The organism is Micromonospora sp. NPDC005194, from assembly GCF_040608335.1.
In the GTDB taxonomy this organism is placed as follows: Bacteria; Actinomycetota; Actinomycetes; order Mycobacteriales; family Micromonosporaceae; genus Micromonospora.
In genome coordinates this window covers 63,006-85,821 of sequence record NZ_JBEXIA010000023.1, presented here as the reverse complement: position 1 = coordinate 85,821, position 22,816 = coordinate 63,006, and the positions used below count along the sequence as shown (strand labels likewise).

Below are 22,816 nucleotides of genomic sequence, written 5' to 3'. Positions count from 1 at the left end.
TTCACTTCCCGCGTGGCGGCGCCGTGCTGCCGCGCGGGGTCAGCTGGGGGCTCTCGTCCTGCACGCGCGTCGCCGGCTGCCCCCCGATGACGGCGAGCAGGTGGCGGGCGGCGTGCGCGCCGTACGCGGGGATGTCGCGGCCCAGCGCCGTCAGGGGCGGGTGCACCAGCCGGCACAGTGGCGAGTCGTCCCAGGCCACGATGGACAGGTCGTCCGGCACGGTGAGGCCCATCTCCTGGGCGACCGAGAGCCCGGCGACGGCCATCACGTCGTTGTCGTAGATGACCGCCGTGGGCCGCGCGGCGGAGCTGAGGAGTCGGCGGGTGACCCGCCCACCCTCCTCGCCGCTGTAGTCGGAGAAGACGGTGACCGCCTCGGCCAGGCCGAGGCGCTGGCACACCGCCGCGAAGGCGTCGGTACGGATCTCGGTGTGTCGCAGGTCGGGCAGGCCGCCGACGCGGGCGATGCGGCGGTGGCCGAGCGCCACCAGATACTCCACCGCCTCGGTCAGCGCGACCGCGTCATCGGACCAGAGGCTGGCCAGCTCGCCGGTGCCGCCCGGCCCGCCGATCACCACGGCCGGCAGTTGGAGCTGTTGCAGGGCGGCGATGCGGCGGTCGTCGGTGTGCAGGTCGCAGACGAGCACCCCGTCCACCCGGCGCTCGCCCCACCAGCGCCGGTACACCGCGATCTCGGCGTCGTGGTCGGCCACCACCTGCAGGGTCAGCGCGTACGAGCGGGCCGAGAGTTCGGCCTCCACGCCACTGATCAGCGCCATGAAGAACGGCTCGACGCCCAGCGTCCGGGCCGGCCGGCACAGGGCCAGACCGACGGCGCCGGCGGTGGCGGCGGAGAGCGCCCGCGCGGCGCTGCTCGGGCTGAATCCGATCTCGGTCGCGATGGCGAGGATGCGCTGCCGGGTGGCCTCCGACACCCCGGGCTGCCCGTTCAGCGCGTACGACACGGCACCCTTGGACACGCCCGCGCGACGGGCGACGTCGGCGATTGTCGGCCGCTTCACCGGCGTGCTCCTCCACTCTCGCCCCGGGTCGGGGGTCGGCTGACTGCCACGGCCGGGGCCGGCCCGTGGCCCCCGTTGGCGGCCTCAACCTAGCGCAGCCGGCGTCGGCGACCGACGGCGACCGCGCATCGTCCCGAAACGGCTGCGGCCGGCGGAAGCTTGCCCGGTTCAGCGTACCCGTGCGGGAGGGCGCTGGGCTGTCCCGAGCCCGCCGGAAACTGTGGGAGAACGCGCTCCACCACGCATGATCGCGCTCCCACACGCCGCATTGCGCATCCACGCTCGTCGCGGTTCACCACCCGTTGACACTCCTGGAACCGGACCGTACGGTGACGGAACTTATCCGGTTCAGTCAACGTCTCTCGATGTCGGGAGCGTTTCCATACCTTCGGAGGGATGACATGAAACGGTCCTGGACCCGGTGGGCCCGCACGGTCGCCGCAGGTGCCGTCGGCCTCGCCCTGGTCGCCGCGTGCAGCGGCAGGAGCGGGCAGGAATCCGACGCGGCCGACGGGCAGGTCACCCTGAAAATCAACTTCTGGGGTGACTTCGGCCTTCAGGACCTCAAGACGAAGTACGAGGCCGCCAACCCCAACGTCAAGATCCAGCTCAACTCCGGCGAGTACAACGCCCAGCACGAGGACCTGCAGAAGAAGCTCGTCGCCGGCTCCGGCGCACCGGACATCGCGGCCATCGACGAGGGCTTCATGGTCCAGTTCCGCGGCCAGTCGGACAAGTTCGTCAACCTGCTCGACAAGGGTGCCGGTTCGTACGAGAGCAAGTACCTGCCCTGGAAGTGGAAGCAGTCGCTGTCGGCCGACGGCAAGACCCAGATCGGCCTCGGCACCGATACCGGCGGCCTGGCCATGTGCTACCGCACCGACCTGTTCAAGGCCGCCGGCCTGCCCACCGACCGCGACCAGGTATCCGCCCTCTGGCCCACCTGGGACAGGTTCATCGAGGTCGGCCAGCAGTACACCGGAAAGACCAGGAAGAAGTTCATCGACGCCGGCACCAACCTGTTCAACCCGATCCTCGGCCAGCAGCCCGTCGGCTTCTACAACGAGCAGGACCAGCTCCAGATGGAGCAGGGCCCGAAGGTCGCGTTCGACTACACCACCAAGGCCATCGACGCCGGGCTCTCGGCCAACCTGGTCAGCTTCCAGGCCGACTGGGACAAGGGCTTCACCAGCGGCGCCTTCGCCGTCCTCGCCTGCCCCGCGTGGATGCTCGGCCACATCAAGGACACCGCTCCCGGCACCCAGGGCAAGTGGGACATCGCCGCGGTGCCCGGCGGTGGCGGCAACTGGGGCGGCTCGTTCCTGACCGTCCCCAAGCAGGGCAAGCACGTCGACGAGGCGTACAAGCTGGTGGAGTGGCTGGTCCAGCCGGAGCAGCAGATCGAGATCTTCAAGAAGGTCGGCAACCTGCCCTCGCAGCCGGCCCTCTACAGCGACCCGGCCATCGCCGAGTTCAAGAACCCGTTCTTCACCAACGCGCCGGTCGGGCAGATCTTCCCGAAGATGGCGCAGGGCCTGACCCCGCAGTACCTGGGCAGGAAGAACGGCCCGACCCGGGTCGCGGTGGAGAACGTGATCCGCCGGGTGGAGAACAAGTCCCTCAGGTCCGACGCCGCCTGGGCGGAGGCGGTCAAGGAGGCCGAGAAGGCCAGCAGCTCCTGAGCCCGCTGCGGAGGCGGGCCGGACACGGCCCGCCTCCGCCCAGTCGTACCCCTGTCTCTTCGGCCCTGGAGTGCCCCGATGTCCACGACCCGCGCCGCGCCCGAGCCGTCGGCCCGACCAGCCGCCGGGCGGCCCGGCCACGACACCGGCCCGGCCCGCCCCCGACTCGCCTGGCGCGACCGGCTGCACCGGTTCGACTCGCGCTACATGCCGTACGTGCTGATCGCGCCCTTCTTCCTGCTCTTCCTGGCGTTCGGGCTGTTCCCGCTGATCTTCAACGGCGTGGTGGCCCTCCGGAACTACCGGCTGGACGACCCCGACGCGACCGGCTGGGCGGGGCTGGGCAACTTCCAGCAGCTGCTCGGCGACGAGGACTTCTGGAACGCCCTCTACAACACCTTCGGCATCTTCCTGCTGTCCTCGGTGCCCCAGCTGCTGCTCGCGCTGATCGTGGCGTCCCTGCTCAACCGGCGGCTGCGGGCGCAGACCTGGTGGCGGGTGGGCGTGCTGCTGCCGTACGTCACACCGATCGTCGCCTCGACGATGGTGTTCAGCGTCTTCTTCTCCCGCGACTTCGGGATGGCCAACTGGGCGCTCGGCCTGTTCGGTGTCGGCGGTGACGACCCGATCGACTGGCGGGCCGACAAGGTGCACTCCTGGATCGCCATCGCCACGATGGTCAACTGGAAGTGGATCGGCTACAACGCGCTGCTCTACCTGGCCGCCATGCAGTCCATCCCGCGGGACGTCTACGAGGCCGCGGCGGTCGACGGCGCCGGCCCGTGGCGGCAGCTCTGGCGGATCACCGTGCCGATGATCCAGCCGGTCGTCGTGTTCACCGTCATCCTGTCCACCATCGGCGGGTTCCAGCTCTTCGTCGAGCCCATGCTGTTCGACCTCCAGGCGCAGGCCGCCACCGGCGGGCCGAACGGCGAGTGGCAGACCATCGCCCAGCTGATCTACAAGGTCGGCTGGAAGGACCTGAATCTCGGGTACGCGGCCGCGATGAGCTGGGCACTCTTCCTGATCATCCTGGTCGTGGCCGGGATCAACACCCTGCTGACCAACCGACTCTCCGGAGGGCGATCCAGGTGAGCGCCGTCGACACCGCACCGCCCCGCCCGACGGCCACGAAGAGCCGCCGGCGGGCCGCCCTGATGGGCCGCGCCCCGCAGGAGACCCCGGCCGGCCTCGGCACGTACCTGCTGCTCGCCACCACCATGCTGTTCGCGGCGTTCCCGCTGTACTGGATGTTCGTCATCGCCACCAGCGACGACGAGGCGCTGGCGCAGCTCCCGCCGACGGTGATCCCCGGTGACCGTTTCCTCGTCAACCTCGACGAGGTCTTCTCCCTGCAGGACGTGTACTTCGCCGCGTCGCTGGTCAACAGCGTCATCGTCGCGACCGTGGTGACCGCCTCGATGCTGTTCTTCTGCTCGCTCGCCGGGTTCGCGTTCGCCAAGCTGCGCTTCGCCGGGAGCCGGTGGCTGATGCTGTTCGTGGTGCTCACCCTCACCGTGCCCAATCAGCTCGGCGTCGTCGCGCTCTACATCGTCATGGGCAAGCTGGGCTGGAACGGCACCCTGCTGGCCGTGATCGCGCCGGGCCTGGTCACCGCCTTCGGCGTCTTCTACATGCGGCAGTTCATCCTCAACACCGTGCCCGACGAGCTGATCGAGTCGGCGCGGATGGACGGGGCCACCACCATGCGGGTCTACCGCTCCATCGTCCTGCCGGCGATCCGGCCGGCCCTCGCGGTGCTCGGCCTGCTCACCTTCGTGGCAACCTGGAACGACTTCCAGTGGCCGCTGATCACCCTGAGCGGCACCGACTTCCCGACCTCGATGGTGGCCATCTCCGACCTGGCCAGCGGCAACTACGTCATCTACCGTCGGGTGCTCGCCGGGGCGTTCGTGGCGACCATCCCCCTACTGATCATGCTGTTTCTCGGTGGACGACAGATCGTCCGCGGAATCATGGAAGGCGCGGTGAAGTCTTGAGTCGACAGGCACTCCACGACGGCTGGACCCTGCGGGCGGCACCCGGAGCGCAGGTGCCGGCCGCGATCGCCGGGCAGGCCGTGCCGGCGACCGTGCCCGGTTGCGTGCACACTGACCTGCTCGACGCCGGGCTGATCCCCGACCCGTACCTCGACGACAACGAGCTGTCCCTGGCCTGGATCGGGCGCACCGACTGGCACTACCGAACGACCTTCCGCCGCCCACCCGGCGACCACGACCGGGTCGACCTGGTCTGTGCCGGCCTGGACACGGTCGCCGCCATCAGCGTCAACGGGGTCGAGGTCGGCCGTACCGAGAACATGCACCGCGGCCACCGCTTCGACGTCTCCTCGCTGCTGCGCGACGGCGACAACGACCTGGCCGTCGCGTTCGACTCCGCCTACCGCTACGCCGAGGCGCAGCGTGACCGCCTCGGCGACCGCCCCAACGCGTATCCGGAGCCCTTCCAGTTCGTCCGCAAGATGGCCTGCAACTTCGGCTGGGACTGGGGGCCCACGCTGGTGACCGCCGGCATCTGGCAGGACATCGGCCTGCACGCCTGGTCCACCGCCCGGCTGGCCACCGTCCGCCCGCTGGTCACCCTCGCCGGCCGTGACGGCCGGGTCGACGTGCACGTCGAGGTCGAGCGGGTCGCGGCCGTCCCGCTGACCGTGCGCGCCGCCGTCGGAGGCGTCAGCGCCGAGGTGGTCGTCCCGGCCGGGCAGCGCACGGCCGTGCTGAGCCTCACCGTCCGCGAGCCCGCGCTGTGGTGGCCACGGGGGTACGGCGAACAGGCCCGCCACCTGCTGGAGGTGACCCTGCACGCGCCGGACGGCGAGACCCTGGATGGCTGGTCGCGGCGGGTCGGCTTCCGCTCGGTGCGACTGGACACCACACCCGACGAACACGGCACCCCGTTCGTGCTGTCGGTCAACGACGTTCCGGTCGTCGTGCGCGGCGTGAACTGGATCCCCGACGACGTGTTCCCCACCCGGATCACGCGGGATCGGCTGGCCGGGCGGTTCGACCAGGCGATCGGGGCCAACGTCAACCTGCTGCGCGTCTGGGGCGGCGGCCGGTACGAGTCGGAGGACTTCTACGACCTCGCCGACGAACGCGGGCTGCTCGTCCAGCAGGACTTTCTCTTCGCCTGCGCCGCGTACCCCGAGGAGGAGCCGTTCGCCAGCGAGGTCGCCGCCGAGGCCGCCGAGCAGGTGACCCGGCTGACGCCCCACCCGTCGCTGGTCCTGTGGACCGGCAACAACGAGAACATCTGGGGCTGGCACGACTGGGACTGGCAGGAACCCCTGGCGGGCCGCACCTGGGGACGCGGCTACTACCTCGACGTCCTGCCCCGCATCGTCGGCGAGCTGGACCCGACCCGCCCGTACTGGCCGGGCAGCCCCTGGTCGGGCACCGAGACGATCCACCCCAACGACCCGGCGCACGGCACCACCCACATCTGGGACGTGTGGAACACCGACGACTACACGAAATACCGGGAGTACGTCCCGCGCTTCGTCGCCGAGTTCGGCTATCAGGCCCCACCGGCGTACGCCACCCTGCGCCGGGCGCTGAGCGACGAACCCCTCGCCCCCGACTCGCCGGGCATGGCGCACCACCAGAAGGCCGCCGACGGTGACGCCAAGCTCCAGCGAGGCCTGGACGCGCACCTGCCCGCCCCGGTGGACTTCGACGACTGGCACTACCTGACCCAACTCAACCAGGCGCGGGCCATCCAACTGGGGGTCGAGCACTTCCGGTCGCACCGGGACGTCTGCGCGGGCACCATCGTCTGGCAACTCAACGACTGCTGGCCGGTCACCTCCTGGTCGGCCGTCGACGGCGACGGCCGCCGCAAACCCCTGTGGTACGCGCTGCGCCACGCGTACGCCGACCGGTTGCTCACCGTGCAGCCCCGCGACGGCGGCCTGGCCCTGGTCGCGGTGAACGAGACAGCCGAGGCATGGAGCGCGCCGGCCACGGTCACGCGCGCCACCCTCACCGGGGAGCCGAGGGCGAAGACCTCGGTCGACCTCGACGTCCCGGCGTACTCGGCGGTGGTGCTGGCGCTGCCGGCGGAGCTGGCGCGGCCGGACGAGAGCCGCCGTGAGCTGCTGGTCGCGGAGGCTGGCGACGCCGTGGAGCGGGCGCTGTGGTTCTTCGCCGAGGACCGGGACGTGGAGTGGCCGGCGCCGGCCTGGGACGCGACCGTCGAACCGGTCGACGGCGGTCAGCGGGTACGGGTGACGGCGGGTACGGTGCTGCGCGACCTGACCCTCTTCCCGGACCGGCTGGACCCCGCGGCCACTGTGGACGAGGCCCTGGTCACGCTGCTGCCCGGCGAGACGGTCACGTTCACCGTGCGGTCCGGGGCTCCGCTGGACACCGTTGCGTTGACGGCGCGCCCGGTGCTGCGCTGCGTCAACGACCTCGCGTCGGCACGGACCTAGCCTGACCTAGCCCGATCGGCGGAGGTCACCGCCCGTGACCTCGGCCGGGGCGGATACGTCACTGAGCGGTATACCTCAGGGGAATGAATATTCCTCTGAGGTATACCGCTCAATGTCACGGCGACCCAGCCGAACGCATGCTGGACCAGATGCCAGGGCCGCGACCGAACGTCGAGGGCTCCGAGCGCTGTCACTGTCGCCGGAGCGCCAGCGCCAGCCGCCAAACCGCGGTTGAGGGGTTTGCGCCAGGCGGAGAGGCAAGCGTCTGCGCTCGTTCGATTGCGGCGTCGATGCCGTTACGAAAGTCGTCGAAGTCAAGCCTAGTTTTGTCCCAGTTGGGGAGGTGGCTACATCCGCGAGTACTACTGACGGCCCCGCGCTCAGGGCGCGGGGCTAGAGGTACTCGGCGGCTGTCCGCTCCACGTCTGCCATGAACTCCTCCAACTGCGTCTCGTCGGGATTGCGGTCTTGAAGCAGCTTGCCGAGGAAGACGATCTGCATCTGGAGCGCTGTTTCTGGGCTGAGATTGTCGATGAAGCCGACTTCACCGAGAGCCGCGCGGACGAGTCCTTCCATCTCCAGCGTGGGAAGCGATTGGGCTCCGGGGAACTGGGCGAGAGTCTCGGTCACAAAACGAGTGACTTCGGTGGGAGAGCCGCCACCGGCGAAGCGGTCGTTCACCGCGATGGCGAACGCCGCGCCGATCACCTGGTTACCGCTCTGCCAACCGGAAGTCTCCAACCCGTCCAGGAGTTGGTCCACCGTGCCCCAGTCACGCCTCACCATCGCGCGGATCAGATCGCTGAACTCCGCCTTTGCCCTCAAGAGCAGCTCACACCCGGCTGGCCAGGTCTGCCGCCTCGGCGAGGAGCCCGTCCAGATCTTCGTCCGAAGTGCCGCCGTGACCCAAAATGCGCAAGATCACCAGACCCTGGACCCTCCCGGCCATCTCAGGATCGATGTCCGTCTCGATGTTCGGGTTCAGTGCGGCGCCGATCAGCCGCTCGGCCGCGTTGGCGTCGATCTCTGGTGCGCCGGCCGGTGTGCTCGCTCGCATGTCGGCGACAAATCGCATGATCTCACCAGGGGCGGTCTGCTCGTTGAAGCGTCGGTTGACCGCGAAGTAGAAGACAGCACCGAGCAGGGTTGGAAAACCATCCCAGCCAAGCTCGTCGAGGCGGGCCTCGATCCGATCGTTGGCCTCGTGGTCGCCTCTGATCATCGTCCGGATGTAGTCGACCATTTCAGGGCTGCTCATCAGATCGCTTCCTTTCGCGGCGCTTCTTTGCCATGTTCCAGGCCCCTCGAAGTCCTACGACGACCGCGCCAGCAGCCATGATGACTGATGTGACGGGGTGCTCCAACTGGGGCCGGTCAGCCGGCGCGCCGGGGTTGGCGGGGGTCGACGTCGTGCTACCAGTCGAGCCCGAACCCTTCAGACTCTTCTGTAACTCGCGAAGGCCAGTGGTGATCGATTGCTCCGTCTGCTTGAGGGTGTCCTCGGAGTCATCCGCTTTCTTGACGTGACGGCGGAGGAACGCCTCTGCTTTGCTGCTGCGGCCTTCGGCTTCCTCCACCAGCCGTTCGCCTGATGGTGATGCGGCATCGTCTGGCCCGGATGACGCGGCGCCGGGGGCGATGGTGTTGATGTACCGGGTGATGTGCCGGGCGGCGTCGGCCAAGAGGCGGGCGTAGCGCCCGGCTTTGTCACGGGCGACCTCGGCCTCGGTGGCGGCCTCCCGCAACTGTCGGTCGCTGCTACCCCGCCGGACATCGTTCAAGAGGGCCAGGGCATGCTCCGCGTCCGTGCGGGCGCGTAAGGCCCTGACGGCGGCGGCGTCGAGCTGTCCGCGTACGACGAGAAGCTGCGCGACGAGTTCGCCGATGCTGCCGCTCATCCGAGTTGATTGAGGTAGCGGGTTGCGCGTTCCGCAGTGTTGACGAATCGGCGGCGGGTCGGCTCAACCTCGGCACTCGCGGCGGCGAGTGCCTGCTGGACGGCTCTCACGTCCTCGTCTCGGCTGCCGTTCAGGGTGGCTTCTGCCGCTGCGCTCGCTGCCTTCGCCCCGGCGGATGCCCTATCGAAGACGTCCCTCCCGTGAAGAGCCGCTTCGATGGCGGCACGCAGGGCTACCTTGACCTCGCCGACGCTCATCGTGAAGGTTCGGTGGTCAGCCGAGTACGCCGATGTAGCGGCGTGCCGCCTCCGCGCTGCCCTGCACCAGGGTCATGGCCTCGGCCAGACGCTGTTTGCTCTGCTCGCCCCGGGCGATGGCATCGGCGATGGTCGGGTGTCCGGTGCCGGCGGCGATGGCACGTAGCCGGGTCAGCATCTGCTCGGTGTTCTCGGCGGCGGCTCGGATCTGGTTGGCCGACACATTGCCCTGCTCGGCGGCCTGCATCAGCGCCGCCTTGACTTCCTCGATGCTGGCCATTCCGCCTCCATCTGCCGATCGCGCAACGAGTTCACGTTTGCGTGGTCGGACGGACACTATCGGAGATGAAGGTGGGTTGCAGCCCCGCTGCTCACAGGTGCTCTGCGGCCGTCCACGCCTTCCATCTCCAGTGAGGAGAGCGATTGAGCGCCGGAGAACTGGGCGCGAGTCTCGTTGCGAACCGGACCACCTGAATGGGGAAGCTCCCTCGAAAGATCCGAGCAACATCAGGGTTGTTGCTGCCTCACGCGCGCCGCAGGCAGCAACAACAGGGAAGTTGCTCGGATCTTGGTTCGTCGAGATGCTGGGGGATCCCGATTGGTCCCGCTTCTCGGGGCGGGTGCCGCTGCGTGACTATGCACGCTTGCGAGGCTTCGGTGGGTGTCCGGGCGGCCCCGGAACACCCACCGAAGCCTCAGCGGAAGGTGCTGTTTGCCTGGACGAAGGTGGCCCAGGCGGCGGGAGCGAAGGTGAGGGCCGGGCCGTGTGGGTCCTTGCTGTCGCGTACGGCGACGACTCCGGGCAGGTTGTCGGCGACTTCGACACACTCGCCGCCGTTGCCGCCGCTGCGGGTGCTCTTCCGCCAGCGGGCGCCGGTCAGGTCAACCATGGTGAACCTCCCCGATGACCTTATTGATCAGATGGAACGATTGTCCCTCATCAAGGCTGCGGCCGAGCAGCCCCGCCCAGACCTTCTCGTAGGCGGCGAATTCGGCGGGCCGGTCAAGGTACAGCGAGCCCGTCCACGATTCGCTGTAGACCACGGGCGGCTCGGGAGTGCTTCGGTTGCCGAGCGGAAAGTCCAGAAGAACGAACTCGCCGCCCACCGCGCCGTAGTGAGGGCCGGCAGCGAGCGGCAAGATCCGAATCGACACGTTTGGCAACCTGGTCATCGCCAGTAGGTGGTGGAGTTGCCCGGCCATGGTCTCGGCGTCGCCCACCGGCCGGAGGAGCACCGATTCGCAGAGCACCACCTGCACCTGCGGAGCCCGGGGCAGACGACGCGTCAGAAGAGACTGGCGTTGCAGGCGAAGCTCGACCGCGCGCTCCCGGTCGTCGTCGCTCATGTCGGGCTGGTCGATGCGGTAGATGCCCCGGGCGTAGTCCCGGCTCTGAAGGATGCCGGGCACGAGACTGTTCTTGTAGAAGCGGAGTCTGGACGCGGCGGATTCGAGCCCCACGTACAGCTCGAACCATTCCGGGACGGCGTCGCCGTACGCGTGCCACCAGCCCTTCGCTTTCGTCTCGCTGGCCAGCGAGGTCAGCGCGTGGGTCAGCCCGCCCGTTGCCCCGTACAGCTCGCACATTGCCCGGACGTCGACGCCACGCACCGAGCCGAGGCCGCTCTCGATCCGCCACACCTTCTGGCGGCTGCACTCCAGCGCCTCGGCGACCGCGTCGAGGGTCGCCCCCGCCTCGGTGCGCAGGTCACGCAGCGCCCTGCCGAGCTGGCGTCGGGGCACCGTCGAGCCCATGTCATCGGCCACCCGGCTCTCCTTTCTGTGTTGAGTTTTGCAACATCCCGGGAGCCGTTCTGCAACAGGGGAATGTTGCGCACAATTATCGGAACAGTGTGAGTGGACATTCATTGAGATGGTGCTTCCGACCTTACAAGATTGGTCCGACAACGGCGATGGACGCGCAATTCCCACGTCGGTGTATGGCGAACAATTTGTGAGGAAGGGTGGTGCTGTTTCGTGCGCGCGTTTCTCCGTCATCTCTGGGCCGAGCCGCCCCGGCCGGTCGGCAGACGCCAGCGCAGCCGGCGGACCCGCGAGGATATGGCGGCCCGCCGGTGAGCGCCCGGTGGGTGGGCGCACCTGCCGTTCACCGCCGCCGACCTGCCGGCCGCCCAGCATCTCGCCGGCACCCTGGCCCGATCGTTGAGCTTCTTGTCCGAGGTGGACGCCGGTGAGACAACGGTGTCGGCCGAGGACTCCCAGGGCGTACGCCATCGGGTCTTCTGCGACCTGCCGCTCGACGGCGGCCGGCGGTGTGTGCGGCGGGTGGAGCACGACGGTGACTGCGCGTCCCGGCGGCGCCGGTGACCCCCGTCGTCGTCACCTGCCCCGACTCGACCTGGCCCTCGTCGTGGGCATGGACGACCTGCGGCACAACTCCGGCGACCCGCTGCTGGCCGACGGGCTGAACTGGCCGGTCGACGTGAAACCGTGCCACGCCCCCGTCCGACCCGACCACCTGCCCAACCGGAGAGCCTCGCCGCCGCGCTCGCCTGGTGCGCCGAGTGCCTGGCCGACGCCGTCGCCGGGCCGCCCTCACCGACGCCGCCCAGCACGCCGGGCAAGTGGTCACCGTCCGCTTCACCCGTGCCAACTGCGTTGTGCACCGGCACGACGACGGCGGCGTACGCCTCCTCGCCGAAGCTCCCGACCTACGCGACCTGCGGTGGGCGTGAGGCATGTCGGCGGCCTTGATCGACACGAGATCGCCGATGTGGCGGTATCCACTCGACGGGATACCGCGACATCGGCGAAGTCGTGTTGATCAAGCGCAGGCGCGGGGCCTTACTCGGGGACGCGTCGGTAGGCGCCGTCGCTGGCTGAGGTGGCCATCGAGGCGTACGCGCGCAGCGCCGCCGACACCGGCCGCTGCCGGTTTGTCGGGGTGTACGGCTTGTCGCGCTTCTCCTCGGCCACCCGTCGCGCCTCCAGCTCGTCCTCCGCCACGTTGAGGGAGATCGACCGGCCCGGGATGTCGATGACGATCTCGTCGCCCTCGCGGACCAGGGCGATCAGCCCTCCGGAGGCGGCCTCGGGGGAGGCGTGCCCGATGGAGAGGCCGGACGTGCCGCCGGAGAAGCGGCCGTCGGTGAGCAGCGCGCACGAGCGGCCCAGCCCGCGACCCTTGAGGAACGAGGTGGGGTAGAGCATCTCCTGCATGCCGGGGCCACCCTTCGGGCCCTCGTAGCGGATCACCACGACGTCGCCGGCGACGACCTCCTTGGCGAGGATCGCCGTCACCGCGTCGTCCTGCGACTCGTAGACCTTCGCCGGGCCGCGGAAGGTCAGACAGTCGTCCGGCACGCCGGCGGTCTTCACGACGCAGCCGTCCGGGGCCAGGTTGCCGTGCAGGATGGCGAGGCCGCCGTCGGCGGAGTACGCGTGCTCGCGGTCGCGGATGCAGCCCTCGGTCGCGTCGGTGTCCAGCGTCGACCAGCGGTTGGTGGTGGAGAAGGGCTCGACGGTGCGGACCCCGCCGGGTGCGGCGTGGAACAGCTCGACCGCCGTCGGCGTCGGCGAGCCGCCGCGCACGTCCCAGTCGGAGAGCCACTGCGCCAGCGAAGGGGAGTGCACGGCGTGCACGTTCCGGTTGAGCTGCCCGGCCCGGTCCAGCTCGCCGAGGATCGCCGGGATGCCACCGGCCCGGTGCACGTCCTCCATGTGGTACTTCGGCGAGTTCGGGGCGACCTTGGCCAGGCACGGAACCCGCCGGGAGATGGCGTCGATGTCGGCGACACCGAAGTCCAGTTCCGCCTCGCGGGCGGCGGCGAGCAGGTGCAGCACGGTGTTGGTGGAGCCGCCCATCGCCACGTCCAGGGCGACCGCGTTCTCGAAGGCGGCCTTGGAGGCGACCGTACGGGGGAGCACGGAGTCGTCGTCGCCGTCGTACCACCGCTGGGCGATGTCCACGACGGTGCGGCCGGCCTCGACGAAGAGCGACCGGCGCGCGGCGTGGGTGGCCAGCGTCGAGCCGTTGCCGGGCAGGGCGAGCCCGATGGCCTCGGTGAGGCAGTTCATCGAGTTGGCGGTGAACATCCCGGAGCAGGAGCCGCAGGTGGGGCAGGCGGAGCGCTCGATCTCGCCGAGCTGCTCGTCGGTGACCGCCTCGTTCGAGGAAGCGATCATCGCGTCGATCAGGTCGATCTTGCTGTGCACGACGCCCTCGATCGCCGTCGTCTTGCCGGCCTCCATCGGGCCGCCGGAGACGAAGACGGTCGGGATGTTGAGCCGCAGCGCGGCCAGCAGCATGCCCGGGGTGATCTTGTCGCAGTTCGAGATGCAGACCAGGGCGTCCGCGCAGTGCGCGTTGACCATGTACTCCACCGCGTCGGCGATCAACTCGCGGCTGGGCAGGGAATAGAGCATGCCGCCGTGGCCCATCGCGATGCCGTCGTCGACCGCGATCGTGTTGAACTCCCGCCCGACGCCTCCGGCCTCGGCCACCGCGTCGGCGACCAGACCGCCCATGTCCTTCAGGTGGACGTGACCGGGCACGAACTGGGTGAAACTGTTGGCGATGGCGACGATCGGCTTTCCGAAATCGTCGTCGGTCATCCCGGTGGCCCGCCAGAGGGCCCGGGCGCCGGCCATCGTCCGACCGTGTGTGGAAGTCCTCGATCGCAGCTCAGGCATGTGTACCAGCATGACACCGCCGCCGCGTCAGGCATCCGGAGTATCCGCCGTGTCCCAACAGATGCACATCCGGTCTCCCACGGCGTGCACTCATCCGGCACTCTTGATGGCGTGCATCTCCCCCCGGGCATGGTCGCCGTCGCGGCGCTGAGCGGCGTGGTCGCAGCCGCGGCCACCGTGCTGCTGACCATGGTCGCGCGGCGGCGCAGCGGGCCGCGCCGGCCGGCGCACCTGCTGCTCGCGGCAGCCGCCGGGACGTCCCTGGCCAGCCTGTTGGTCGGTCTGGTGGCCGTGCTCTCCACCAACGAGCACTGGGCCCACGAGCAGAGCCAGCGCACCGGCTGGGCCACCGTGGCGGCGATCGGCACGGCGGTGAGCGGGCTGGCCTTCGCGGCCGGGCTGCTCCGGCTGCCGGGGGTCGCCGCCACCGCCGCGGGGACCGCCCGGCTCGCCCTGGACGGTCTGACCATGGCGGCGGCGCTGTGGTTCGTCGGCTGGGTGCTCTTCTCCGAGCCGACCCGGCTGCTCGGCGCCGCCACGCCGATGGCCTGCCCGGCGATCCTGGTGGCGACGGTGAGCGCGGCGCTCGGCGCCGGCCTCGCCGTGATCGTCGTCTTCCGGGCCGCCGCCCCGCGTCAGCGGCTGGCCGTGCTCGCGGCCGGGATCAGCGCGGTGAGCTGCGGCGGGCTGGGCCTCAGCGCCGGGCTCTGCCAGGCGGGGCCGACCATGGCGCTCGCCGGCGCGGCGGTGCTGGCCGCCGGTCTGCTGACCGTCGCGCTCGCCGTCCACCAGGCCGACCGGCCCGGGCACGTCGAGCTGGACCTGATCGGTCGCGACGGCGAGTACGCCATCGCCCCGATGCTGGCCATGGCGGCCTCGGCGATGTACCACCTCCTGCAGGACGGGCGGTTCACGGCGCCCGGCATCGTCGCCGGCAGCGTCGAGGGCTTCGCCCTGGTGGCCCGGCAGTACCTCACCCTCAAGGACGTCCGGGACTACGCCGGCCGGCTGGCCGAGCGGGAGGCGCACTTCCGTGAGCTGGCGCACACCGACCCCCTGACGTCGCTGGCCAACCGGCGAGGGCTGCTGCGGGCGCTGCACGACGGCGCGGCGGCCGGCACCCCGTGCGTACTGCTCGGTCTGGATCTGGACGGCTTCAAGAACGTCAACGACATGCGGGGCCACGACGTGGGCGACGCCGTGTTGGCCGAGGTGGGCCGCCGGCTGCGCGGCAACCTGCGCCCGGGTGACGTGGCGGCCCGGCTCGGCGGCGACGAGTTCGCCGTACTCATGCCGGCCCGACCGACCGAGGCGGACCGGGTGGCCGAGCGGCTGCTCGGCGTGCTCAACCGGCCGTACGACCAGCCGGAGGGCCCGGTCTTCCTGTCCGTGAGCATCGGCGTGGCCGGGTGGGCCGGCGAACCCGACGTGGAGCTGCTGCTGCGCCACGCCGATCTGGCGCTGCGCTACGCCAAGCAACGCGGCAAGAACCGGATCGAGCGCTACGACGCCGCGTACGACCAGTTGCTGCGCCGCCGCACCACGCTGGAGCACGAGCTGCGGGGCGCGATCGAGCGCGACGAGCTGCGGCTGGCCTTCCAGCCGGTGGCCTCGCTGCCGTCGGTGCGGCCGGTCGGCGCCGAGGCGCTGCTGCGCTGGCACCACCCCGAGCTGGGCAACATCCGCCCGGACGAGTTCATCCCGCTCGCCGAGGAGTGCGGGATGATCGCCACACTCGGCGCCTGGGTGCTGCACCAGGCCTGCTACCAGCTCTCCCGTTGGCTGACCGACGGGCATGACGTCTGGGTCTCGGTGAACGTCTCGCCGCGCGAGCTGCACGCCCCGGAGTACGTGGTCCAGGTCGCCGAGGCCCTGCGCGCCCACCACGTGCCGCCGCAGCGGCTGGTGCTGGAGGTCACCGAGCACGCGGTCGCCACCGACCTGGACGAGCTGATCCGGCGGCTGACCGCGCTGCGGCTGACCGGCGTACGGATCGCGCTGGACGACTTCGGTGCCGGCTACTCGTCCCTGGGGCAGCTGCGCCGACTGCCGATCGACATTCTGAAGATCGACCACAGCCTGGTCGCCGAGCACGAGCCGGTCCGCCCGGTGGGCCAGGACGGTCCGGCGTTCGCGCCCATGGTCGACATCGTGATGCGGCTGGGCCACCAGTTGGGCCTGGAGGTCATCGCCGAGGGGGTCACCACGCCGACCGAGTTGGCCGCGGTGGTCGCCGCGGGCTGCCGGTTCGGGCAGGGCGCGCTGTTCGGCTGGGGAGTGCCGGCCGAGCACCTGGAGGCGATGCTGGAGGCGGCCACCTCGCCGGGTGCGCGGCCCTCCCCGCTGCCCGCTCCGCGCCGGGTTGCCGGCGGGTCCGGGCAGGTCACGCCGTCTGGTGGTGGCGCGGTGTCAGCCGACTCGCCGCCCTCCGTCAACCAACATGTGGGATCAGTTGACTCATCGCGTGAGATGCGTCAGGCTTAGCCGCATGTCGTCGTACCGGTCGCTGCGAGTACTTACCTGAGCGCACTCTCCCTCATCGAGAGTGCGCTGGCCCCGTGCATCTGCACGAGGGCCGTTTTTATTGCCGTCGGAACCTGTCGCGACGGGCCCACGCCCGCCTCGCATCGCTGAACAAGCCCCAGCCACTCCAGCCGAAGGCCAGAACCACCATGACGAGACCCACGCCCGAGACCCTCGCCCACACCGCCCGGCGGGCCCGCGCGACCGCCGACCCGGCCGGCACCGTCGACCCCGCCGCCGCGCGCGCCGCGGCCACCCCGGCTGTCCCGGCCGTACGGACAGCCGCCCCGGCCCAGGTCTCCGGCGCCAGCTCGCTGGTGCGGTCCCTGGAGGCGCTCGGCGTCGACGTCGTCTTCGGCATCCCGGGCGGCGCGATCCTGCCGGCGTACGACCCGCTCTACGACTCCACCGTCCGGCACATCCTGGTCCGCCACGAGCAGGGCGCCGGGCACGCGGCCACCGGCTACGCGCAGGCCACCGGCAAGGTCGGCGTCTGCATCGCGACCTCCGGCCCGGGTGCGACCAACCTGGTCACGCCGATCGCCGACGCGTACATGGACTCGGTGGCGATGGTGGCGATCACCGGCCAGGTGGCCCGCCCGTCGATCGGCACCGACGCCTTCCAGGAGGCGGACATCCAGGGCATCACGCTGCCGATCACCAAGCACAACTTCCTCGTGCAGACCGCCGAGGAGATCCCGCAGGTGCTGGCCGAGGCGTTCCACCTGGCCAGCACCGGCCGGCCCGGCCCGGTGCTGGTCGACATCCCCAAGGACGTGCTCCAGGCGTCGACCACCTTCTCCTGGCCGCCCACCCTGGACCTGCCCGGCTACCGGCCCACCCTGCACCCGCACGGTAAGCAGATCCGGGAGGCGGCGCGGTTGATGGCCGCGGCCCGGCGGCCGGTGCTCTACGTCGGCGGCGGGGTGCTCAAGGCCGGCGCCACCGACGGGCTGCGCCGGCTGGCCGAGCTGACCGGCATTCCGGTGGTCACCACGCTGATGGCGCTCGGCGCGTTCCCCGACTCGCATCAGCAGCACCTGGGGATGCCCGGCATGCACGGCACGGTCGCTGCGGTCTACGGCCTGCAGAAGGCGGATCTGATCGTCGCGCTGGGCGCACGCTTCGACGACCGGGTCACCGGCAAACTGGACTCGTTCGCCCCGGACGCGGCGGTGGTGCACGCGGACATCGACCCCGCCGAGATCGGGAAGAACCGGCACGTGGACGTGCCGATCGTCGGCGACGCCAAGCACGTCATCGACGAGCTGATCGCCGCGGTCACCGCTGAACGGTCGGCGGGGCACACCGCCGACCTCGGTGACTGGTGGACGCAGCTGGACGACCTGCGCAACCGTTACCCGCTGGGCTACGACGAGCCGGTCGACGGGACCCTGTCCCCGCAGTACGTGATCAAGCGGCTGGGCGAGATCGTCGGCTCGGACGCGATCTTCGTGGCCGGGGTGGGCCAGCACCAGATGTGGGCGTCGCAGTTCATCTCCTACGAGAAGCCGTACACCTGGTTGAATTCCGGCGGTCTCGGCACGATGGGCTACGCGGTTCCGGCGGCGATGGGCGCCAAGGTCGGCAAGCCGGACACGGTGGTCTGGGCAGTGGACGGGGACGGCTGCTTCCAGATGACCAACCAGGAGTTGGCCACCTGCGCGTTGGAGGGCATCCCGGTCAAGATCGCCGTCATCAACAACGGCAATCTCGGCATGGTCCGACAGTGGCAGACGCTCTTCTACAACGAGCGCTACTCCAACACCGAGCTCGGCACCCACAAGCACCGCATTCCGGACTTCGTGAAGCTCGCCGAGGCCCTGGGCTGCGTCGGGCTGCGGTGCGAGAGCGCGGCTGACGTGGACAAGACCATCGCCGCCGCCATGGAGATCAACGACGCGCCCGTGGTGATCGACTTCGTGGTCGGCAAGGACGCGATGGTCTGGCCGATGGTCGCCGCCGGCACCAGCAACGACGAGATCATGTTCGCCCGTGGCGTCCGCCCGGTCTTCGACGAGGATGACATTTAATGACGATGCACACCCTGTCCGTGCTGGTGGAGAACAAGCCCGGCGTGCTCGCCCGGGTCTCCGGCCTGTTCTCCCGGCGCGGGTTCAACATCGACAGCCTCGCCGTCGGCGAGACCGAGAACCCGGACGTCTCCCGGATCACCATCGTGGTCAACGCGGAGTCGTCCCCGCTGGAGCAGGTCACCAAGCAGCTGAACAAGCTGGTCAACGTACTCAAGATCGTTGAGCTGGATCCGCAGGTCTCGGTTGCCCGCGAGCTGCTGCTGGTGAAGGTTCGCGCCGACCGGTCCGCGCGGTCGCAGGTGCTGGAGACGGTCAACCTGTTCCGTGCCCGGGTGGTCGACGTCGCACCGGACACGCTGACCATCGAGGCCACCGGCACACCGGACAAGCTCGACGCGCTGCTGCGCGACCTCGAGGCCTTCGGCATCAAGGAAATGGTCCAGTCCGGGCTGGTGGCCATCGGGCGCGGCTCGCGTTCGATCACCGCCGGCCCCGCGCTGCGCGCCGCCTGACCCATCCGCACAGACCACGACGGGCCACTCAGGCCGTCGTACGAAAGGGAAGTTTCTCATGAGCGTTGAGGTGTACTACGACGATGATGCCGACCTCGGCCTGATCCAGGCCAGGAAGGTCGCGGTGATCGGCTACGGCAGCCAGGGTCACGCCCACGCGCTGTCGCTGCGGGACTCGGGCGTCGACGTGGTGATCGGTCTGCCGGAGGGCTCGAAGAGCCGTCCCAAGGCCGAGGAGCAGGGCCTGCGGGTGCTCACGCCGGCACAGGCCGCCGCCGAGGCCGACGTGATCATGGTGCTGGCGCCGGACACCGCCCAGCGCAAGCTCTACACCGAGTCGATCGAGCCGCACCTCGCCCCGGGCAAGGCGCTCTTCTTCGGTCACGGCTTCAACATCCGGTACGGCCTGATCAAGCCCCCGGCCGAGGTGGACGTGGCGATGGTCGCACCGAAGGGCCCGGGTCACCTGGTCCGCCGCCAGTACGCCGACGGCAAGGGCGTGCCCTGCCTCGTCGCCGTCGAGCAGGACGCCAGCGGCAACGCGCTCGCGCTCGCCCTCGCGTACGCCAAGGGGATCGGTGGCACCCGGGCCGGCGCGATCAAGACCACCTTCACCGAGGAGACCGAGACCGACCTCTTCGGCGAGCAGGCGGTGCTCTGCGGCGGTGCGGCGGCCCTGGTGCAGACCGGCTTCGAGGTGCTCACCGAGGCGGGTTACGCCCCCGAGGTGGCCTACTTCGAGTGCCTGCACGAGCTGAAGCTGATCGTCGACCTCATGTACGAGGGCGGCATCGCGAAGATGCGGTACAGCATCTCCGACACCGCCGAGTACGGCGACCTGTCCCGTGGCCCGCGCATCATCGACTCCCGGGTCAAGGACGAGATGCGCAAGATCCTGGGCGAGATCCAGTCCGGCGAGTTCGCTCGCGAGTGGGTCGCCGAGGACGAGGCCGGCCGGCCGAACTTCAAGAAGTGGCAGGCCGAGGGTGCGGCGCACCCGATCGAGGAGACCGGCAAGAAGCTGCGCGGCATGATGAGCTGGGTCGACCGCCCGATCACCGAGACCGCCTGATCGCTCGGCCAGACGACAGTCTCCGACGGCCCCGGGCCGCGCTCTCCCCAGCGCGACCCGGGGCCGTCGGCAATGCGCCGACGCCGGTAGCGGCCTCGGCACGTGCTCGGGTGGGAGTGTCGCTGGTGAGCCGTATACCTGGGAGTCATATTCATACCTCTGAGGTATGTCGCTCACCGCAGTGGTAAGCCCGACCCGTGCGCACGGCGCGCGACGGCGGTTTCGCTGTGGTGAACGGGTGATGTCCATCGCTCGACCGCGCGTGTGAGGGCACTCACCCTGAAGACCCGAACACGCCGGCCAGCGCGGCCCCTACGATCGCGGGTAGGTGCGCTGAGCCGGCACCTGACGGCCACGGCACGGATCAGCGTGGGGCGCAGTGCGGCGCCCCGCCGCCCGGGCCGATCGCAAACACGACCTCTACGAGGACCGATGAATCCTGTCGTACTGATCGCCGAAGAACTCGCCCCCGCCGCCATCGAGGTGCTCGCCCACGACTTCGACGTCCGGCACGTCGACGGCACCGACCGTCCGGCCCTGCTCTCGGCGCTCTCCGAGGCCGACGCCGTCATCGTGCGCAGCGCGACCCAGATCGACGCCGAGGCGATCGCCGCCGCGCCGCGACTCAAGGTGGTCGCCCGGGCCGGCGTCGGGCTGGACAACGTCGAGGTGCCGGCCGCCACCGCCCGGGGCGTCATGGTCGTCAACGCGCCCACCTCCAACATCGTGTCCGCCGCCGAGCAGGCCGTCGCACTGCTGCTCGCCGTGGCCCGTAACACCGCGAGCGCCAGCTCCGCGCTCAAGGCGGGGGAGTGGAAGCGGTCGAAGTACACCGGTGTCGAGGTGCAGGGCAAGACCGTCGGCGTGGTCGGGCTCGGTCGTATCGGGGTGCTCTTCGCGTCTCGCATCGCCGCCTTCGGCACCCGGCTGATCGCGTACGACCCCTACATCCAGCCGGCCCGCGCGGCGCAGCTCGGCGTCCGCCTGGTCGGGTTGGACGAGCTGCTGCGCGAGAGCGACTTCATCTCCATCCACCTGCCCAAGACGCCGGAGACGGTGGGCCTGATCGGTGAGAAGGAGCTGGCGATCGTCAAGCCCGGCGTCCGCATCGTGAACGCCGCCCGCGGTGGCCTGGTGGACGAGCAGGCGCTCGCGAACGCCATCGCCGAAGGCCGGGTCGCCGGCGCCGGCGTGGACGTGTACTCCAAGGAGCCCTGCACCTCCTCGCCGCTGTTCGCCTTCGACAACGTGGTGGCCACCCCGCACCTGGGGGCCTCGACGCACGAGGCGCAGGACAAGGCGGGCCTGGCGGTGGCCAAGAGCGTGAAGCTGGCGCTGCAGGGCGAGTTCGTCCCGGACGCGGTGAACGTCCAGGCCGGCGGCGTGGTCGCCGAGGACGTCCGGCCGCTGCTTCCGCTTGCCGAGAAGCTGGGCCGCGCGTTCACCGCCGTCGCTGGTGGGGTCGCCGCCAGCGTCGCCGTCGAGGTGCGCGGCGAGATCGTGGGCCACGACGTGTCGGTGCTCAAGCTCGCCGCGACGAAGGGCCTGTTCAGCTCCGTGGTCGAGGAGCAGGTCACCTACGTCAACGCCCCGCACCTGGCCGCCGAGCGCGGCGTCGAGGTCACGCTGGACAGCCTGGCCGAGACGGCCGACCAGCCCACCCTGGTGACGGTGCGCGGCGCTCTGCCGGACGGCCGGACGGTAAGCGTCTCCGGTACGGTCACCCACTCGGGCACCCGCGACGTCCCCCGGCTGACCGAGGTGGACGGTTTCGACGTGGAGATCGCCGCGGAGGGCATCCTGCTCTTCCTGCGTTACGCCGACCGGCCGGGCGTCGTCGGCACCGTCGGCACCCTGCTCGGCGAGTCGGGCATCAACATCGCCGCGATGCAGGTGGCCCGGCGTGAGGCGGGCGGCGAGACCCTGATGACGCTCACCGTCGACCAGGCGCTCGGCGCCGACCTGCTCACCTCGGCGGCCGACTCGATCGGCGCGACCGCCGCCAGCGCGGCGGACCTGCGCGACGAGTAGTCGGCGGTCACGCCACCGGCCGCGCACGACCGGCCGTGGCGGCACAGACGGCAGCACCACGGGGGGCCCGGCGACGCGCCGGGCCCCTCTGTCGTACCCCGGGGGCGGGGGGATGCCCGGCCCTCGGGGCGCCCCGCGGCCGGCATGCCCGGCCCGCCCCGCCCGGGGGTCAGTGGGGCAGTCGGGCCGGGGGCGGGTAGACCGAGCCGTCCTGCGGGTCGAAGAGCATCAGCCCGTGCTCCCCGGCCAGTCGCTCGATGTCCAGCAGCACCTGGTCCGCGCAGGTCGGGTGCAGGTTCAGCTCGACGTGGTCGTGGGCGGCGTGCAGCGGCGCCACGGCCCACGGGCTGTCCGGACCGGGGTGCCGGTCCGGATAGGACGCGGTGATCGCCCGGTAGAAGCCGACAACGCGCGGGTCCGGGTAACGGTCCACGTGCCGCCCCTGCCGGCAACCGTCGACCGCTGCCCGCACGTCCTCGGGCGTCGCCCCGTCCTCCAGGGCCCACACACTCAGATCGAAACTCACGGCGGACAGCGTGCCATCCGTCGTTCACCATGTCGAAACTGCCTCGCCGCAGGCCAATCGCCGACCCGCCGCTTTCCGGTCGGGAGAGTCCGCTGTGGAGACTCTTGCGTCGAGTTGCGTCGATTCGCTAGCGTACGACTGCGGTTACTGGC

General features: G+C 70.3%; 20 protein-coding genes. 11 read left to right on the top strand and 9 right to left on the bottom strand.

Annotated features, from left to right (window positions below):
* Position 1 precedes the first annotated feature (1 nt).
* A complete protein-coding gene (locus tag ABZU53_RS20335; RefSeq protein WP_354858684.1) occupies positions 2-1,021 on the bottom strand; it encodes a LacI family DNA-binding transcriptional regulator in 1,020 nt (339 codons plus the stop codon).
* A gap of 401 nt (positions 1,022-1,422) precedes the next feature.
* Between ABZU53_RS20335 and ABZU53_RS20330 the strand changes: the two genes are divergently transcribed.
* The 4 genes from ABZU53_RS20330 (at position 1,423) to ABZU53_RS20315 (ending at position 7,156) form a co-directional block, all read left to right on the top strand.
* Entirely contained in the window at positions 1,423-2,703 is a 1,281-nt protein-coding gene (locus ABZU53_RS20330) for an extracellular solute-binding protein (RefSeq protein WP_355067020.1), read from the top strand.
* Between the two features lie 78 nt (positions 2,704-2,781).
* Positions 2,782-3,798 (top strand): sugar ABC transporter permease, encoded by a 1,017-nt coding sequence (locus ABZU53_RS20325; protein ID WP_355067019.1) that lies wholly within the window; start codon positions 2,782-2,784, stop codon positions 3,796-3,798.
* Positions 3,799-3,860: 62 nt separating this feature from the next.
* Positions 3,861-4,703 (top strand): carbohydrate ABC transporter permease, encoded by an 843-nt coding sequence (locus ABZU53_RS20320; protein ID WP_354858738.1) that lies wholly within the window; start codon positions 3,861-3,863, stop codon positions 4,701-4,703.
* A complete protein-coding gene (locus ABZU53_RS20315) occupies positions 4,700-7,156 on the top strand; it encodes a glycoside hydrolase family 2 protein (RefSeq protein ID WP_355067018.1) in 2,457 nt (818 codons plus the stop codon). The genes ABZU53_RS20320 and ABZU53_RS20315 overlap by 4 nt, the downstream gene beginning before the upstream one ends.
* A gap of 393 nt (positions 7,157-7,549) precedes the next feature.
* On the opposite strand, the gene ABZU53_RS20310 is transcribed toward ABZU53_RS20315, so the two are convergent.
* From ABZU53_RS20310 to ABZU53_RS20285, 6 genes are all read right to left on the bottom strand, one after another.
* Positions 7,550-7,981, bottom strand: a complete 432-nt coding sequence (locus ABZU53_RS20310) for a hypothetical protein (protein ID WP_355067017.1) — start codon at positions 7,979-7,981, stop codon at positions 7,550-7,552.
* Between the two features lie 7 nt (positions 7,982-7,988).
* On the bottom strand, positions 7,989-8,414 hold the full coding sequence (locus tag ABZU53_RS20305) for a hypothetical protein (RefSeq protein ID WP_355067016.1): 426 nt from the start codon (positions 8,412-8,414) through the stop codon (positions 7,989-7,991).
* Positions 8,401-9,054, bottom strand: a complete 654-nt coding sequence (locus ABZU53_RS20300) for a hypothetical protein (RefSeq protein ID WP_355067015.1) — start codon at positions 9,052-9,054, stop codon at positions 8,401-8,403. The genes ABZU53_RS20305 and ABZU53_RS20300 overlap by 14 nt, the downstream gene beginning before the upstream one ends.
* A 273-nt stretch (positions 9,055-9,327) precedes the next feature.
* The gene (locus tag ABZU53_RS20295) at positions 9,328-9,591 is read right to left on the bottom strand and encodes a hypothetical protein (protein ID WP_355067014.1); all 264 of its coding nucleotides are present in this window, start codon (positions 9,589-9,591) and stop codon (positions 9,328-9,330) included.
* A gap of 415 nt (positions 9,592-10,006) precedes the next feature.
* A complete protein-coding gene (locus ABZU53_RS20290) occupies positions 10,007-10,201 on the bottom strand; it encodes a DUF397 domain-containing protein (RefSeq protein ID WP_355067013.1) in 195 nt (64 codons plus the stop codon).
* Positions 10,194-11,078 (bottom strand): helix-turn-helix transcriptional regulator, encoded by an 885-nt coding sequence (locus ABZU53_RS20285; RefSeq protein ID WP_355067012.1) that lies wholly within the window; start codon positions 11,076-11,078, stop codon positions 10,194-10,196. The genes ABZU53_RS20290 and ABZU53_RS20285 overlap by 8 nt, the downstream gene beginning before the upstream one ends.
* 333 nt (positions 11,079-11,411) lie before the next feature.
* On the opposite strand from ABZU53_RS20285, the gene ABZU53_RS20280 reads away from it, so the two are divergent.
* On the top strand, positions 11,412-11,639 hold the full coding sequence (locus tag ABZU53_RS20280) for a hypothetical protein (RefSeq protein ID WP_355067029.1): 228 nt from the start codon (positions 11,412-11,414) through the stop codon (positions 11,637-11,639).
* A gap of 197 nt (positions 11,640-11,836) precedes the next feature.
* Positions 11,837-12,007 (top strand): hypothetical protein, encoded by a 171-nt coding sequence (locus tag ABZU53_RS20275; RefSeq protein ID WP_355067011.1) that lies wholly within the window; start codon positions 11,837-11,839, stop codon positions 12,005-12,007.
* A 109-nt stretch (positions 12,008-12,116) separates the two neighbouring features.
* Here the strand turns inward: ABZU53_RS20275 and ilvD are convergent, their stop codons facing one another.
* Positions 12,117-13,964, bottom strand: a complete 1,848-nt coding sequence (gene ilvD / locus ABZU53_RS20270; protein WP_355067010.1) for a dihydroxy-acid dehydratase — start codon at positions 13,962-13,964, stop codon at positions 12,117-12,119.
* 111 nt (positions 13,965-14,075) lie between these two features.
* On the opposite strand from ilvD, the gene ABZU53_RS20265 reads away from it, so the two are divergent.
* The 5 genes from ABZU53_RS20265 (at position 14,076) to serA (ending at position 22,138) form a co-directional block, all read left to right on the top strand.
* Complete coding sequence (locus ABZU53_RS20265; RefSeq protein WP_355067009.1) at positions 14,076-16,448, top strand: EAL domain-containing protein; 2,373 nt, start codon at positions 14,076-14,078, stop codon at positions 16,446-16,448.
* Positions 16,449-16,636: 188 nt separating this feature from the next.
* Positions 16,637-18,520, top strand: coding sequence for an acetolactate synthase large subunit (locus ABZU53_RS20260; protein ID WP_354858697.1), 1,884 nt, complete (start codon positions 16,637-16,639; stop codon positions 18,518-18,520).
* Positions 18,520-19,035 carry an acetolactate synthase small subunit gene (gene ilvN / locus ABZU53_RS20255; RefSeq protein ID WP_088946549.1) on the top strand — a complete coding sequence of 172 codons (516 nt, stop codon included), beginning with the start codon at positions 18,520-18,522 and terminating at the stop codon, positions 19,033-19,035. Before ABZU53_RS20260 ends, ilvN begins: the two co-directional genes overlap by 1 nt.
* 58 nt (positions 19,036-19,093) lie before the next feature.
* Positions 19,094-20,107 (top strand): ketol-acid reductoisomerase, encoded by a 1,014-nt coding sequence (ilvC, locus tag ABZU53_RS20250; protein ID WP_355067008.1) that lies wholly within the window; start codon positions 19,094-19,096, stop codon positions 20,105-20,107.
* Between the two features lie 432 nt (positions 20,108-20,539).
* Positions 20,540-22,138 (top strand): phosphoglycerate dehydrogenase, encoded by a 1,599-nt coding sequence (gene serA, locus ABZU53_RS20245; protein ID WP_355067007.1) that lies wholly within the window; start codon positions 20,540-20,542, stop codon positions 22,136-22,138.
* 169 nt (positions 22,139-22,307) lie between these two features.
* Here the strand turns inward: serA and ABZU53_RS20240 are convergent, their stop codons facing one another.
* Positions 22,308-22,664 carry a hypothetical protein gene (locus ABZU53_RS20240; RefSeq protein WP_234581292.1) on the bottom strand — a complete coding sequence of 119 codons (357 nt, stop codon included), beginning with the start codon at positions 22,662-22,664 and terminating at the stop codon, positions 22,308-22,310.
* Positions 22,665-22,816: the final 152 nt, after the last annotated feature.

Excerpts from the sequence above, each read along its gene's own strand:
- ABZU53_RS20330 (WP_355067020.1), top strand. The coding sequence starts at position 1,423 with ATGAAACGGTCCTGGACCCGGTGGGCCCGCACGGTCGCCGCAGGTGCC.
- ABZU53_RS20325 (WP_355067019.1), top strand. The coding sequence starts at position 2,782 with ATGTCCACGACCCGCGCCGCGCCCGAGCCGTCGGCCCGACCAGCCGCC.
- ABZU53_RS20320 (WP_354858738.1), top strand. The coding sequence starts at position 3,861 with ATGGGCCGCGCCCCGCAGGAGACCCCGGCCGGCCTCGGCACGTACCTG.
- ABZU53_RS20305 (WP_355067016.1), bottom strand. The coding sequence starts at position 8,414 with ATGAGCAGCCCTGAAATGGTCGACTACATCCGGACGATGATCAGAGGC.
- ABZU53_RS20300 (WP_355067015.1), bottom strand. The coding sequence starts at position 9,054 with ATGAGCGGCAGCATCGGCGAACTCGTCGCGCAGCTTCTCGTCGTACGC.
- ABZU53_RS20295 (WP_355067014.1), bottom strand. The coding sequence starts at position 9,591 with ATGGCCAGCATCGAGGAAGTCAAGGCGGCGCTGATGCAGGCCGCCGAG.
- ABZU53_RS20290 (WP_355067013.1), bottom strand. The coding sequence starts at position 10,201 with ATGGTTGACCTGACCGGCGCCCGCTGGCGGAAGAGCACCCGCAGCGGC.
- ilvD (WP_355067010.1), bottom strand. The coding sequence starts at position 13,964 with ATGCCTGAGCTGCGATCGAGGACTTCCACACACGGTCGGACGATGGCC.
- ABZU53_RS20260 (WP_354858697.1), top strand. The coding sequence starts at position 16,637 with ATGACGAGACCCACGCCCGAGACCCTCGCCCACACCGCCCGGCGGGCC.
- ilvN (WP_088946549.1), top strand. The coding sequence starts at position 18,520 with ATGACGATGCACACCCTGTCCGTGCTGGTGGAGAACAAGCCCGGCGTG.
- ilvC (WP_355067008.1), top strand. The coding sequence starts at position 19,094 with ATGAGCGTTGAGGTGTACTACGACGATGATGCCGACCTCGGCCTGATC.
- serA (WP_355067007.1), top strand. The coding sequence starts at position 20,540 with ATGAATCCTGTCGTACTGATCGCCGAAGAACTCGCCCCCGCCGCCATC.